The organism is Streptomyces zhihengii (assembly GCF_016919245.1).
Taxonomy (GTDB): domain Bacteria; phylum Actinomycetota; class Actinomycetes; order Streptomycetales; family Streptomycetaceae; genus Streptomyces; species Streptomyces zhihengii.
Window position 1 is genome coordinate 2,466,455 of the sequence record NZ_JAFEJA010000001.1, and the last position, 13,550, is coordinate 2,480,004.

Genomic DNA, 13,550 nt, shown 5'->3' on the forward strand with positions numbered 1-13,550 from the left:
CCCCGGGCCTGCCGTCCGGATCCAGGCGAAACGCCCGGGGCCTGCCGTCCGGATCGGGGCGATCGCGTGCCCCGGTCCGGACGGAGCTGCTTTCGCGGCACGCCCTAGCGGGCGGTCTTCCTCCGGCGGTTGCCGATGAGCTGTCCGGCGACCACGACCAGGACGGCGACGGCGAACATGGCGGTGCCGATCACGTTGATCTGCACCGGTGTGCCGCGCTGCGCCGAGCCCCAGACGAACATGGGGAAGGTGACCGTGGAGCCGGAGTTGAAGTTGGTGATGATGAAGTCGTCGAAGGAGAGCGCGAAGGCGAGCATCGCGCCGGCCGCGATGCCGGGCGCGGCAATCGGCAGCGTGACCCGCAGGAAGGTCTGCACGGGGCCCGCGTACAGGTCGCGCGCCGCCTCCTCCAGACGTGGGTCCATGGACATCACCCGGGCCTTGACGGCGACCACGACGAAGCTGAGGCAGAACATCGTGTGGGCGATGAGGATGGTCCAGAAGCCCAGCTCGACACCGAGGTTGAGGAAGAGTGTGAGCAGCGAGGCGGCCATGACCACCTCGGGCATCGCCATCGGCAGGAAGATCAGCGAGTTGACGGTGGAGCGCGCCCGGAAGCGGTAGCGGACCAGCGCGAAGGCGATCATCGCGCCGAGGACGGTGGCGCCGATCGTCGCCCAGAGGGCGATCTGCAGCGACAGGGCGAGCGAGGCGCACATGTCGGCGACGCCGCACGGGTCCGTCCACGCGTCGGTGGAGAACTGCTGCCAGGAGTAGTTGAACCGGCCGGCCGGCTTGTTGAACGAGAAGACCATCACGACGATGTTCGGGACGATCAGGTACGCGAGCGTGAGCAGGCCCGCGACGACCACGACGTTGCGCCTGAGCCAACGCATCAGACCAGGTCCTCCGTTCCCGCCCGGCGGATGTAGACGGTGACCGTGACCAGCACGACCGCCATCAGGATGAACGACAGCGCGGCGGCCGTCGGGTAGTCCAGGACCCGCAGGAACTGCGACTGGATGACGTTGCCGATCATGCGGGTGTCCGTCGAGCCGAGGAGCTGGGCGTTGACGTAGTCGCCGCTCGCCGGGATGAACGTGAGCAGGGTGCCCGAGACGACGCCCGGCATGGACAGCGGGAAGGTGACCTTCCGGAAGACCGTGGAGGGCCGGGCGTAGAGGTCGCCGGCCGCCTCGTGGAGGCGGGGGTCGATCCGCTCCAGGGAGGTGTAGAGGGGCAGGATCATGAACGGGAGGAAGTTGTAGGTCAGACCGGTGACGACGGCCAGCGGCGTGGCCAGCACCCGCTCCCCCTCGGTCATCCCGAGCCAGCTCGTGATGTCGAGGAAGTGGATCGCGTTGAGGAACTCCACCACCGGGCCGCCGTCCGCGAGGATCGTCTTCCAGGCGAGCGTGCGGATCAGGAAGCTGGTGAAGAACGGCGCGATGACCAGCACCAGCAGCACGTTGCGCCAGCGGCCCGCCCGGAAGGCGATGAGGTAGGCGAGCGGGTAGCCGAGCAGCAGGCAGAGCACCGTGGCGGTGCCCGCGTACAGCAGCGAGCGCAGGAACTGCGGGTAGTACTCGGTCAGCGCGTCCCAGTAGGTGGCGACGTGCCAGGTGACCTCGAAGCCCTTCTCCAGCGAGCCGGTCTGCACCGAGGTCGACGCCTGGTAGACGAGCGGCAGCGCGAAGAAGACGAGCAGCCACAGGATGCCCGGCAGCAGCAGCCAGTACGGCACGAGCCGGCGGCGCATCGACGTCCGGTGGACCACGGGCTCGGCGGGGGCCGCCGGCGGGGCCTCGGTGACGGTCACGGCGTCTCCTCCACCGACTCCGTGCCGGCCGTGATGTCCTGGGCGGCGTCGAGGCCGAAGGTGTGCTCCGGGTCCCAGTGCAGGACCACCTCGGCGCCGGGCCCGAGGCCGGTGTGCTGCCCGGTGTTCTGGGCGTAGACCTCGATGGCCTTGCCGGCCGGGCTCTCGACGAGGTACTGCGTGGAGACGCCGATGAACGAGGAGTCCACGACGCGGCCGGTGACGGTGTTGCGTCCGGCGGCCACGGCGTCCTGCTCGCCGGCGGGCGCCAGGGAGATCTTCTCCGGGCGGACGCCCACCAGCAGGCGGCCGCCGGCGCGCGTGCCCTCGGGACAGCGTCGCCGCGGCAGCCGCAGCGTGGTGCCGCCCGCGGAGGCGAGCACCTCGTCGCCGCCGGCGGCCGCGACCTCGGCCTCGATCAGGTTGGAGGTGCCGAGGAAGTTGGCGACGAACGTGGTCTGCGGGTTCTCGTAGAGGTCGGCGGGGGCGCCGAGCTGCTCGACCCGGCCGCCGTTCATCACCGCGACCGTGTCGGCCATGGTCATGGCCTCCTCCTGGTCGTGGGTGACATGCACGAAGGTGATGCCGACCTCGGTCTGGATGCGCTTGAGTTCGAGCTGCATCTGACGGCGCAGCTTGAGGTCGAGGGCGCCGAGGGGCTCGTCGAGCAGGAGCACCTGCGGGTGGTTGATCAGGGCGCGGGCGACGGCGACGCGCTGCTGCTGTCCGCCGGAGAGCTGGTGGGGCCGGCGCTGGGCGAAGTCGCCGAGCTGGACCAGGTCGAGCATCTCCCCGACCTGCTTCTTCACCGAGGAGACGCCGCGGCGGCGCAGGCCGAAGGCGACGTTCTCGTAGATGCTCAGGTGGGGGAAGAGGGCGTAGCTCTGGAAGACGGTGTTGACCGGCCGTTTGTGGGGCGGCAGGTCGGTGACGTCCCGCGCGCCGAGCGAGACGGTGCCGGTGCTGGGCTCCTCCAGGCCGGCGATCATGCGCAGGGTGGTGGTCTTGCCGCAGCCGGAGGCGCCGAGCAGGGCGAAGAACGAGCCCTGGGGGACGGTGAGGTCCAGGTGGTGCACGGCGGTGAAGGAGCCGTAGGTCTTGCTGATCCCGGCGAGGCGGACGTCCCCGCCCGCTGTGTTGTCAGTCATGGGTCGCGTCCCAGGTGGTGTCGGGTCGGTGGCGGTCAGGCGCCGATGAGCTTGGCGAACTTCTCCTCGTACGCCGTCTCCTCCTCGCTGCTGAGCGAACGGAAGGAGTGGGACTTGGCCGCCATGGCCTCGTCCGGGATGATCAGCGGGTTCTTCGCGAGCTCCGGGTCGATCTTCGCGAGCTCGGGGCCGACACCGGCCACCGGTGTCACGTAGTTGATGTAGGCGGCGAGCTGCGCCGCGACCGGGAGTTCGTAGTAGTAGTCGATCAGCCGGGTGGCGTTCTTCCGGTGCCGGGCCTGCGCCGGGACGAGCAGGTTGTCGGTGGCGGTCATGTAGCCGGCCGCCGGGATCGAGAAGCGGATGTCCGGGTTGTCGGCCTGGAGCTGGATCAGGTCACCGGCCCAGGCGACGCAGGCGGCGATGTCGCCCTTGTCGAGGTCGGAGGTGTAGTCGTTGCCGGTGAAGCGGCGGATCTGCTTCTTGTCGACGGCCTTCTGGAGCCGGCCGATCGCGGCGTCGTAGTCGGCGTCGGTGACCTTCTCGGGGGACTTGCCCATGTCGAGCAGGGTGAGGCCGACGGTGTCGCGCATCTCGGTGAGCAGGCTGACCCGCCCCTTGAGCGCGGGGTCGTCGAGGAGCTGGGTCATGGAGTCGACCTTGCGGCCGCCGGTGGCCTTGACGTTGTACGCGATGACGGCCGGGATACCGGTCCACGGGTAGCTGTAGGCGCGGCCCGGGTCCCAGTCGGGGCTGCGGAACTGCTGGGACAGGTTGGCGAAGGCGTGCGGCAGCAGCGAGGCGTCGAGCTTCTGCACCCAGCCGAGCCGGATCATCCGGGCGGCCAGCCAGTCGGTGACGTTGATCAGGTCGCGGCCGGTGTCCTGGCCGGCCGCGAGCTGCGGCTGGATCTTGCCGAAGAACTCGACGTTGTCGTTGATGTCCTCGGTGTACTTGACCGCGATGCCGGTGCGCTTGGTGAAGGCGGCGAGGGTGGGCCGGGTCTTCCCGTCCTCGCTGGTGTCCATGTACTCGGTCCAGTTGGAGAAGGTGAGCCGCTTCTCCGCGTCCGAGTGGTCGTCCGAGGCCGCCGCCCCGTTCTCGCGCTTGGCGGGCGGGATGCCGCAGGCGCTCAGCAGCCCGGCGCCGCCGGCGGTGAGCGCGCCGATGCCCGAGGCGCGCAGCAGCGAACGGCGGGAGAGCGCGCCCCTGCCCCCCGTCAGACTGCGCCGCATCGCGGCGATCTGGGCCGCCGAGAGGCGTTCGGCTTCGTAACTCTCCATGACGCTCTGCCCTTTCGGGTGGTTTCGGCCGCGGGTCGGGCGGCCTGACGGCTATCGGTCCCCGAAGACGGTGCGGTGCCAGTCCTTCCGGACAGCCGCCGTGTTGTCGTACATCACATGCTTGACCTGCGTGTACTCCTCGAAGGAGTACGACGACATGTCCTTGCCGAAGCCCGACTGCTTGTAGCCGCCGTGGGGCATCTCGCTGATGATCGGGATGTGGTCGTTGATCCAGACGCAGCCCGCCTGGATCTCCCGGGTGGCCCGGCCGGTCCGGTAGACGTCGCGGCTCCAGGCGGAGGCGGCGAGGCCGTAGGGGGTGTCGTTGGCGAGGGCGATGCCCTCGTCGTCGCCGTCGAAGGGCAGCACCACGAGCACCGGGCCGAAGATCTCGTCCCGGACGATCTCGCTGTCCTGGGCCGCGCCGGTGATCAGGGTCGGCCGGTAGTAGGCGCCGCGCTCCAGCTCGCCGCCGGGGGCCTCGCCGCCGGTGACGACCGTCGCGTAGCCGCGGGCGCGGTCGACGAAGCCGGCGACCCGGTCGCGCTGTGCGAAGGAGACCAGCGGGCCGAGGTCGGTCGCGGGGTCGAGAGGATCGCCGAGCCGGACGCCGGCCATCAGGTCCGCGACCGCGGCGGTGAACGCCTCGTACAGCGGCCGCTGGACGTAGGCGCGGGTGGCGGCCGTGCAGTCCTGGCCGGAGTTGATGAGGGAGCCGGCGACCGCGCCGTGGGCGGCCGCCTCGACGTCGGCGTCGTCGAAGACGACGAAGGGCGCCTTGCCGCCGAGTTCCAGGTGGAGGCGCTTGACGGAGGCGGTCGCGATCCGCGCCACCCGCTTGCCGACCTCGGTGGAGCCGGTGAACGAGGTCATGGCGACGTCCGGGTGGCCGACGAGGTGCTCGCCCGCGTCCCGCCCCGCGCCGCTGACGATGTTGACCACACCGTCGGGCAGACCGGCGTGGCCGGCCGCCTCCGCGAAGAGCAGCGAGGTGAGCGGCGTGATCTCGGCCGGCTTGAGGACGACGGTGTTGCCGGCGGCGACGGCCGGGAGGATCTTCCACGCCGCCATCTGGAGCGGGTAGTTCCACGGTGCGATCGAGCCCACGGCCCCGACGGGTTCGCGCCGGGTGTAGGAGGTGTGGTCGGCGCTGTACTCACCGGCCGACTGCCCCTGGAGATGACGGGCGGCCCCGGCGAAGAAGGCGGTGTTGTCCACGGTGCCGGGGACGTCGAACTCGGTGGTGAGCTTGATCGGTTTGCCGCACTGGAGGGTCTCGGTGCGGGCGAGTTCGCCGGCCCGTTCGGCGAGGACGCCGGCGAAGCGGTGCAGGGCGTCCGAGCGCTCGCCCGGGGTCGCGCCGGCCCAGCCGGGCAGCGCGGCGCGGGCGGCAGCGACGGCCGCGTCGACGTCGGCGGTCCCGGCGAGCTCGTAGCCGAGCACCGTCTCGCCGGTCGCCGGGTTCACGATGTCCTGGGTGCGTCCGGAGGTGCCCGGCCGCAGCCGGCCGCCGATGTACTGCGTGCCGGCGGCGAAGCGGTCCTTCACATGATCGGGGATGGCCATGACGCTCTCCGTTGCTCCAGCTCGATTTGAGTGCCGATCCTGACAGAGGGTGACCTACGCAACAAGGGATTCCGTTGTTGCCTTTTGATTACGCGACGGATTCGGTCGACCATGTGTCGGGTCCCGGGCCGAATACCGCTACGCACTGTCGGTGGCGGCTGCCAGACTCGCGTGCATGGGGAAGGAAGAGCTCGTCGAACGGGCCGCCGCAGGGCAGAGAATCAAGTACCTGCACTTCTGGGGGCACGCGCCACGCCGGGACGGCCGGATCGGGCCGAGCTGCCTCAGTCAGTGGTGGCCGTCGCCCTTCGAGGCCGGCGGCATACGCTACGCGACGGCGGAGCACTGGATGATGGCCGCCAAGGCCCGCCTCTTCGGCGACGCCGAGGCGGAGCGGCTGGCGCTCGGCGCCCGCACGCCCGCCGAGGCCAAGAAGGCCGGGCGCACGGTCCGCGGCTTCGACGAGGCCGCCTGGAAGCGGGAGCGCTTCGGCATCGTCCGCGAGGGCAGCGTGCACAAGTTCGGCCAGGACCCGGAGCTGGCCGCGTTCCTGCTGGCCACCGGTGACCGGGTGCTCGTCGAGGCCAGCCCCCTCGACCGGATCTGGGGCATCGGGCTGGCCGCCGACGACGAGCGGGCCGGGGACCCGGCGCGGTGGCGGGGCCTGAACCTGCTGGGATTCGCGCTGATGGAGGCGCGCGAGGAGCTCAGGACGCGGGGCTGAGCCCCCACGAGGAAGGCGGGGCCCGGAAGGGCCCCGCCTGGGGGACGACGCTCAGCGGGTGACGCTCAGCGGAGCTGGCCGACGACGACGCCGGGCGAGGCGCCCTTGGAGTCCCACGGGGAGTAGTCGTCGTTCGAGGCGTCGACGACCACGGCCACCAGGAGCACCAGCCCCAGCACCAGGCCGACCACACCGCAGACGATGCCGGTCACCGCCTGGCCCGGGTTGTCGGCCTCGCCCCTGCGGACCCTGCCGCGGCCCACCGCGCCGAAGATGACCGCCAGGATGCCCAGCACGATCGCCAGCGGCCACAGGCAGAACAGCGCGGTCGCGATGATGCCGAGCACCATGCCCGCGATGCCCAGGCCGTTGGCAGGCTGCTGCCCCCAGCCCTGCGGCTGCCCGCCGTAGGGCGTCGCGTAGCCGGGGTAGGCCGATCCGTACGGGTCGGCGGGGGCGCCGAAGCCGCCGGAGGTCCCGCCCGCGGGGGGCGGGGGCATGGTGGCGCCGGGGTAGCCGTAGCCGGCCGTGCCCGGGTAGCCGTACCCGGGCGCGCCGGGCTGACCGGGGGCCGGACCGCCGGGGGCGGTGGGAGGCGGCGGGACCTGCCCGGGCTCACCGGAGCCGGGCGCCCCCGGCATGTCGATCATCGTGGGCTGGTCGTGCACGCTCGGCGGCTGCTGGGGCGCGGTCCACGGCCTGTCCAGCGGCACCCGGTCCTGCGAGCTCGCGGCCGGCGGCGCCCAGGGGTCGTTCGGCTGCGGCGCGCCCGAGGGCTCCTGGTTGTCAGACATGGTTCTCCCCCAACGGTTGTCCGGCCATGCTACGGCCTCGGTCCGCCGCCCCTCCCGGCGCCTGCGATGATCTCCTCACAGGAGCGGCCCATCGCACACGGAGGAACCCGATGACCGATCTGCATCCCTTCATCGCGGGACTGCCCAAGGCCGAACTGCATGTGCACCACGTCGGCTCGGCGTCCCCGCGCATCGTCGCCGAACTGGCCGCGCACCATCCGGACTCCAAGGTCCCGACGGATCCCGAGGCCCTCGCCGACTACTTCACCTTCACGGATTTCGCGCACTTCGTCGAGGTCTACCTCTCGGTCGTCGACCTGATCCGCACCCCGGAGGACGTCCGCCTGCTGACCTTCGAGGTCGCCCGTGACATGGCCCGGCAGAACATCCGGTACGCGGAGCTGACCGTCACACCGTTCAGCTCCACCCGGCGCGGCATCGAGGAGAAGGCCTTCATGGCCGCCATCGAGGACGCCCGGCTCGCCGCCGAGCGGGAGCTCGGCGTGGTGCTGCGCTGGTGCTTCGACATCCCCGGCGAGGCCGGGCTCGAAGCCGCCGCGGAGACCGCCCGGCTGGCGGTGGACCTGCGCCCGGAGGGCCTGGTGTCGTTCGGGCTCGGCGGCCCGGAGATCGGCGTGGCGCGCCCGCAGTTCAAGCCGTACTTCGACCGCGCCATCGCCGCGGGGCTCCACTCGGTGCCGCACGCCGGGGAGACGACCGGACCGCAGACGGTCTGGGACGCCCTGCGGGAGCTGCGCGCCGAGCGCATCGGCCACGGCACCAGCTCCGTCCAGGACCCGGCGCTGCTCGCGCATCTCGCGGAGCACCGCATCCCGCTGGAGGTCTGCCCGACCTCCAACATCGCCACCCGCGCGGTGGCCGACCTCGACGCCCACCCGATCCGGGAGATGGTCGCGGCCGGGGTACTGGTCACCGTCAACAGCGACGACCCGCCGATGTTCGGCACCGACCTGAACAGCGAGTACGCGGTCGCGGCCCGGCTGCTGGAGCTCGACGAGCGCGGTGTCGCCGGCCTCGCGAAGAACGCCGTGGAGGCGTCCTTCCTCGACCCGGCGGGCAAGGCCAGGATCTCCGGCGAGATCGACGCCTACACGGACGCCTGGCTCGCCCGGTGAACGGGGGCGTGGAGCGGGCGGTGCGGCGGGTGACCGTCGTCGGCCACCGCGGCGACCCCTACCGCTTCCGGGAGAACACCCTCCCCTCGGTGCGGTCGGCCTACGAACGCGGCGCCGACAGCGTCGAGATCGACGTCCGCCTCACCCGCGACGGCGTGCCCGTGCTGCTGCACGACGACTCGCTGAAGCGGATGTGGGGGCTCGACCGGCCGCCGGGCCGGCTGACCCTCGCCGAGATCGAGTCCGCCACCGGCGGCGGTGTGCCCACCCTGCGGCAGGCGCTGGCGGAGGCGGGCGCGCACCGGGTGATGCTCGACCTGCCGGGCGCGACGACCCGTTCGGTGCGCCGGGTGGTGGACACCGTCCGCGAGTGCGGCGCGGGCGAGCGGGTGTACTACTGCGCGGGCGCGTCCACCATGCTGGCCGTCCGCGAGGCGGACCCGTCGGCCGAGATCGCGCTGACCTGGACGACCCTCGCCCCGCCCCGCCCGGTGCTGCTGGACGCGCTGCGCCCGAAGTGGCTCAACTACCGCTTCGGCCTGGTCTCCCGGGACACCGTCGAGCGCACCCGCGCCCAGGGCCTGCTGCTCTCCGCCTGGACGGCGGACACCCGGCGCACGATGCGCCGGCTGGAGGCCGCGGGCGTCGACTCGATCACGACGAACCGGGTGGACGTGCTCGGCAAGGTGCTGGACGGGGCGGCCCGCGAGCGCTGACGGCGGACCGGAACGACGGGCGAGGGCCCCGCACCCCTGAGGTGCGGGGGCCCTCGCCGTTCGTGCCCGCCCGGGCGCGGCTGCCAGTTCCTGGACACGTGTCTATGATGACTGGACAACCGTCCAGAAAGTGAAGGTGCCCGCGTGAACGCCGTCGCCACCGTCCTCGTCGCCCTGATCGCCGCGCTGCACGTCTGGATCCTCGTGGTCGAGATGTTCCTGTGGGAGCGCGGTCCGGGCCGCTCGCTCTCCGGCTTCGACGCCGGAATGGCCCGCGCGACCGCGCCGCTCGCCGCCAACCAGGGCCTCTACAACGGCTTCCTGGCCGCCGGGCTGGTGTGGGGGCTGATCGCCGCGGACCCGACGGGGTACCGCGTGCAGGTGTTCTTCCTGAGCTGCGTGGTCGTCGCGGGCGTCTACGGCGGGCTCACGGCGAACCGGCGCATCCTGCTCGCCCAGGCCCTGCCGGGCGCACTCGCGCTGGCCGCGGTCCTGGTGGCCGGGTGAGCGCGCGGCGGAGCACGGGCGGGGGCTCGGCGCCGGGCGCCGGGGGCACGGCGGGCGGCGCCCGGACCGGGCGGGGCGACGCACCCGCCGGGCGCACCGGCCCCGGCGACCCGCACGCCGAACGGAACACGGCCGGGGATCCGCCGACCCGGCGCACCGGCGCCGGCGACCCGCGCGCCGAGCGCACCCGTTCCCGGCTGCGGGCCGCGCTCTTCGAGGAGTGCGCGGGGCGTCCGCTCGACGAGGTGGGTGTGGCGGCCGTCGTCCGCCGGGCAGGGGTGGGGCGCGCGACGTTCTACCTCCACTACGGCGGCCTGGAGGAGCTCGCGGTCGACGCCTGCGCCGAGGTCGTCCGGGAGGCGGTGGACGCGCTGCACGCCTGGCGCGGCACACCGGACCCGGCCCGGCCGCCGGAGCCGCTGACCGCCTTCTTCGGGGAGCTGGCCGAGCGGGCCGCCCTCCACCGGGGTCTGCTGCGGGAGGGCGGCGGCGGCCCGCTGGGCGACCTGCTCCACCGCGAGCTGCGCGAACGCAGCCGCCGGGAGCGGGAACTCGCGGGCGCGCCCGCCCCGGAGCTGGTCGCATCGGCGGTGGCCGCGACCTTCACGGCGCTGCTGGCGGACTGGCTGCACGGCCGGATCGACGCCGACCCGGCGGCGATGGCGCACGCCGCCTGGCGCCTGCTGATCTCCCTGCACCGCACGCCCCTGCCGTGACCTGCCCGCCGGGCACCCCGCACCGGGCCGCGGCCAGGACCCGCACCCGAACGGCCCCCGCCTCCTGCGCGCGGCTCCGTTCCCGCCGGTCTCCCAACAGGCGTGCGCACAGGGCATGCTGGTCTCCGCACGGACCGCGGACACCCGGCGCACGGCGCGCCGGCCGGTCGCCTGCGGTGTGGACTCGATCACCACCAACCGTGCGGACGCGCCCGGGCCCGTCCGCACGGCGGGGGAAGGAACTCGGCACGTGACCGCACGACTTCGCACCGACGTGGCGCACAACGCCCGTGTCTGGAACTACTGGCTGGGCGGCAAGGACAACTACCCGGTGGACCGCGCGGTCGGCGACCACGTCACCGGTCTCTATCCCAGCATCGGCGAAGTCGCCCGCGCGGACCGGGCCTTCCTCCGCAGGGCCGTCACCCACCTGGCGGGCGATGCGGGCATCCGGCAGTTCCTGGACGTCGGCACCGGACTGCCGACCGCCGACAACACCCATGAGGTCGCGCAGCGCATCGCGCCCGACGCCCGGGTGGTCTACGTGGACAACGACCCCGTGGTCCTCGCCCACGCCCGTGCCCTGCTGACCGGGTCGCCCGAGGGCGCCACCGAGTACGTGGACGCCGACGCCCACCGCCCCGAGGAGATCGTCGCGGCGATGACGGGGACCCTCGACCCGTCGCGGCCGGTCGCCGTGATGATGCTCGGCATCCTCAACTTCGTCCTCGACACCGACCGGGCGCGGACGATCGTGCGCACCTTGATGGACGCCGTCCCGCCGGGCAGCCACCTGGTGCTGACCCACCCGACGCTCGAACTGGGCGGCGAGGGCAACGCCGAGGCGATGGCCTTCTGGAACGAGAACGCCAAGCCGCCGATCACCGCCCGCTCACGCGAGGAGTTCGCCTCGTTCCTGGAGGGGCTGGAGATCCTGGAGCCGGGCATCGTCGCCTGCTCCCGGTGGCGGTCCGACGGCACGGAGCCGGCGGTGGCGCAGTTCGGCGCCGTGGCCCGCAAGCCGTAGTGGGCGGACGGGGCGGGACGGAGCGGGTCCGGGGGCTCTGGGCCAGGGCGCGCGCGCTCGGCACGGCGTACCCGTGGAGCGTGGACATCGGGGTGGCGCTGATCGTGCAGGCCGCGGTGACCATGCCGTTCGTGGTGCCCCGGCCGGCCGACCAGCCGCCCGCGACCTGGGCGGCCTACGGGCTCACCACGCTGACGGTGCTGCCGCTGGTGTGGCGCCGGCGCTTCCCCCTGTCCGTGCTGGCGGCGGTGCTGGCCACGGCCGGGCTGTACAAGGTCGCGGTGGAGGGGCCGGGACAGCCGCTGCCCTACGCGGGGCTGGTCGTCGTCCACTCGGTCGCCGCCCTGTGCCCGCCGCCCCGCCGGCTGGTCGTGCTCGCGCTGCTGCCGCTGATCACGGGGGTGTCGGTGTGGCTCAACACCCGCTCGCTGCGCGAGCTGACGTTCTCGCTCTTCGTGCTGGGCGCCGCGTACGTCTCCGGGCGTCTGGCGGACGTCCGCCAGGCGTACGTCGCCGCCGTCGAGGACCGGGCCGCCGAGCTGGAGCGGGCCAACCGGATCGAGGCCGAGCAGGCCGCGGCCCGCGAACGGGCCCGTATCGCCCGCGAGATGCACGACGTCCTGTCGCACGCGGTGAGCCTGATGGTGGTGCAGGCGGAGGCGGGACCGGTCGCGGTGCGCACGGCCCCGGAGCGCGCCGAGGCGGCCTTCGACGCCATCTCGGAGACGGGCCGGGACGCCATGGCGCAGCTCCGCAGGATGCTCGGGGTGCTCAGGGACGGCGCCGACGATCCGGCCCCGCATCAGCCGCAGCCGGACGTCGACCAGCTCCCCGTCCTGGTGGAGCGGGTGCGGTCGGGCGGGCTCGACGTCTCGTACGACGTGGTCGGCGGCGCCCACCGGCTGCCCGGGGCGGCGGGGGCGACGGCGTACCGGGTGGTGCAGGAGGCGCTGACCAACGTGGTCCGGCACGCGTCCGCGCGCCGGGTCGCGGTCCGGCTCGTCAACACGGCCCACTCCTTGGAGATCACCGTCACGGACGACGGCCGGGGCCCGGCGGGCGGAGCGGCCGCCCCGCCGGTTCCGGGGCCGTCCGCCGCGGCGCCGGCGGGCCGGACGACGGCGGGGCACGGCCTCACGGGCATCCGGGAGCGGGCGGCCGCCCACGGGGGCACCGCGAGTGCGGGCCCCGGGCCGGGCGGGCGGGGCTTCGAGGTGCGCGTGGTCCTGCCCAGGGACCCCGTAGGCTCCGGCGCGGAGGTGGGGAGTTGACCCTGCGAGTGGTGGTGGCCGACGACCAGGAACTGGTCCGCAGCGGCTTCGCGATGATCCTCGACGCCCAGCCCGGCATCGAGGTGGTGGCCGAGGCGGGTGACGGGGCCGAGGCGGTCGCGGCGGTGCGCCGCCACGCCCCGGACGTGGCGCTGCTGGACATCCGGATGCCCGTCATGGACGGCATCGGGGCGTGCCGCGAGATCACGGCGGCGGGCGGCTGCCGGGTGGTGATGCTGACGACCTTCGACATCGACGAGTACGTGTACGAGGCGCTGCGCGCCGGGGCGAGCGGCTTCCTGCTGAAGGACGTGCGCCGCGACGATCTGGTGCACGCGGTGCGGGTGGTGGCGCGGGGCGACTCGCTGCTGGCGCCGTCGGTGGCCCGACGGCTCGTCGAGCAGTACACCCGTCAGGGGCAGGGCGCGCCCGGTGGCGTCCCGGCCGGTGCGGGTGCCGCCGCCGGGGCGTCGCGGCTGGACGTCCTCACGGCGCGGGAGCGGGAGACGCTGCTGATGCTGGGCCGGGGGCTGTCCAACGCGGAGATCGCGTCCCGGATGACGGTCAGCGAGCACACGGTGAAGACCCATGTGGGCAACGTGCTGGCGAAGCTCGGTCTGCGGGACCGCATCCAGGCGGTCATCTGCGCCTACGAGACCGGTCTGGTCACGGTGCCGGCTCCCCCGCTCGGGTGAGAGGGGTCGCCCGACTCCCCCGCGCGGGCGAGGAACTGACGGGGTGAAGACCGCTCGCTCCGGCGATCCGCGGGCGGCCGCGGATCAGCAGGATGAAGGTGTCAGAACGACACCGCACGGCACCGCCCCCGGATCGCGTCATGGGTCC

General features: G+C 73.2%; 14 protein-coding genes. 8 read left to right on the forward strand and 6 right to left on the reverse strand.

What is annotated here, in order from left to right; translation table 11 throughout:
- Positions 1-104: 104 nt before the first annotated feature.
- Genes JE024_RS10000 through JE024_RS10020 form a run of 5 tightly spaced genes read right to left on the reverse strand, consistent with a single transcriptional unit; the run spans position 105 to position 5,816 of the window.
- Positions 105-896 carry an ABC transporter permease gene (locus JE024_RS10000; RefSeq protein ID WP_205373249.1) on the reverse strand — a complete coding sequence of 264 codons (792 nt, stop codon included), beginning with the start codon at positions 894-896 and terminating at the stop codon, positions 105-107.
- Complete coding sequence (locus tag JE024_RS10005) at positions 896-1,819, reverse strand: ABC transporter permease (protein WP_205373250.1); 924 nt, start codon at positions 1,817-1,819, stop codon at positions 896-898. Before JE024_RS10005 ends, JE024_RS10000 begins: the two co-directional genes overlap by 1 nt.
- Positions 1,816-2,967: an ABC transporter ATP-binding protein gene (locus JE024_RS10010; RefSeq protein WP_205373251.1), complete on the reverse strand. Its 1,152-nt coding sequence runs from the start codon at positions 2,965-2,967 to the stop codon at positions 1,816-1,818. Before JE024_RS10010 ends, JE024_RS10005 begins: the two co-directional genes overlap by 4 nt.
- Positions 2,968-3,002: 35 nt before the next feature.
- Entirely contained in the window at positions 3,003-4,250 is a 1,248-nt protein-coding gene (locus tag JE024_RS10015) for an ABC transporter substrate-binding protein (protein WP_205373252.1), read from the reverse strand.
- A 51-nt stretch (positions 4,251-4,301) separates the two neighbouring features.
- Positions 4,302-5,816, reverse strand: coding sequence for a gamma-aminobutyraldehyde dehydrogenase (locus JE024_RS10020; protein WP_205373253.1), 1,515 nt, complete (start codon positions 5,814-5,816; stop codon positions 4,302-4,304).
- Between the two features lie 175 nt (positions 5,817-5,991).
- On the opposite strand from JE024_RS10020, the gene ybiA reads away from it, so the two are divergent.
- A complete protein-coding gene (ybiA, locus tag JE024_RS10025; RefSeq protein ID WP_205373254.1) occupies positions 5,992-6,540 on the forward strand; it encodes a riboflavin biosynthesis intermediates N-glycosidase in 549 nt (182 codons plus the stop codon).
- A 65-nt stretch (positions 6,541-6,605) separates the two neighbouring features.
- Here the strand turns inward: ybiA and JE024_RS10030 are convergent, their stop codons facing one another.
- A complete protein-coding gene (locus JE024_RS10030; protein ID WP_205373255.1) occupies positions 6,606-7,334 on the reverse strand; it encodes a DUF4190 domain-containing protein in 729 nt (242 codons plus the stop codon).
- 110 nt (positions 7,335-7,444) lie between these two features.
- Here JE024_RS10030 and JE024_RS10035 point away from each other — a divergent pair, with 110 nt between their 5' ends.
- The 7 genes from JE024_RS10035 (at position 7,445) to JE024_RS10065 (ending at position 13,402) form a co-directional block, all read left to right on the forward strand.
- Complete coding sequence (locus tag JE024_RS10035) at positions 7,445-8,470, forward strand: adenosine deaminase (protein WP_205373256.1); 1,026 nt, start codon at positions 7,445-7,447, stop codon at positions 8,468-8,470.
- Between the two features lie 8 nt (positions 8,471-8,478).
- On the forward strand, positions 8,479-9,186 hold the full coding sequence (locus tag JE024_RS10040) for a glycerophosphodiester phosphodiesterase (RefSeq protein WP_372449860.1): 708 nt from the start codon (positions 8,479-8,481) through the stop codon (positions 9,184-9,186).
- Positions 9,187-9,330: 144 nt separating this feature from the next.
- Positions 9,331-9,693 (forward strand): DUF1304 domain-containing protein, encoded by a 363-nt coding sequence (locus JE024_RS10045; protein ID WP_205373257.1) that lies wholly within the window; start codon positions 9,331-9,333, stop codon positions 9,691-9,693.
- A 197-nt stretch (positions 9,694-9,890) separates the two neighbouring features.
- Complete coding sequence (locus tag JE024_RS10050) at positions 9,891-10,409, forward strand: TetR/AcrR family transcriptional regulator (RefSeq protein WP_205376478.1); 519 nt, start codon at positions 9,891-9,893, stop codon at positions 10,407-10,409.
- A 250-nt stretch (positions 10,410-10,659) separates the two neighbouring features.
- Positions 10,660-11,436 carry an SAM-dependent methyltransferase gene (locus tag JE024_RS10055; RefSeq protein ID WP_244882742.1) on the forward strand — a complete coding sequence of 259 codons (777 nt, stop codon included), beginning with the start codon at positions 10,660-10,662 and terminating at the stop codon, positions 11,434-11,436.
- Between the two features lie 80 nt (positions 11,437-11,516).
- The gene (locus JE024_RS10060; protein ID WP_205373259.1) at positions 11,517-12,707 is read left to right on the forward strand and encodes a sensor histidine kinase; all 1,191 of its coding nucleotides are present in this window, start codon (positions 11,517-11,519) and stop codon (positions 12,705-12,707) included.
- Entirely contained in the window at positions 12,704-13,402 is a 699-nt protein-coding gene (locus JE024_RS10065; protein WP_205373260.1) for a response regulator transcription factor, read from the forward strand. Before JE024_RS10060 ends, JE024_RS10065 begins: the two co-directional genes overlap by 4 nt.
- Positions 13,403-13,550 lie beyond the last annotated feature (148 nt).

Bases quoted from the DNA above. Each gene is read 5' to 3' on its own strand.
- JE024_RS10010 (WP_205373251.1), bottom strand. From the start codon at position 2,967: ATGACTGACAACACAGCGGGCGGGGACGTCCGCCTCGCCGGGATCAGC.
- JE024_RS10035 (WP_205373256.1), top strand. From the start codon at position 7,445: ATGACCGATCTGCATCCCTTCATCGCGGGACTGCCCAAGGCCGAACTG.
- ybiA (WP_205373254.1), top strand. From the start codon at position 5,992: ATGGGGAAGGAAGAGCTCGTCGAACGGGCCGCCGCAGGGCAGAGAATC.
- JE024_RS10020 (WP_205373253.1), bottom strand. From the start codon at position 5,816: ATGGCCATCCCCGATCATGTGAAGGACCGCTTCGCCGCCGGCACGCAG.
- JE024_RS10015 (WP_205373252.1), bottom strand. From the start codon at position 4,250: ATGGAGAGTTACGAAGCCGAACGCCTCTCGGCGGCCCAGATCGCCGCG.
- JE024_RS10000 (WP_205373249.1), bottom strand. From the start codon at position 896: ATGCGTTGGCTCAGGCGCAACGTCGTGGTCGTCGCGGGCCTGCTCACG.
- JE024_RS10030 (WP_205373255.1), bottom strand. From the start codon at position 7,334: ATGTCTGACAACCAGGAGCCCTCGGGCGCGCCGCAGCCGAACGACCCC.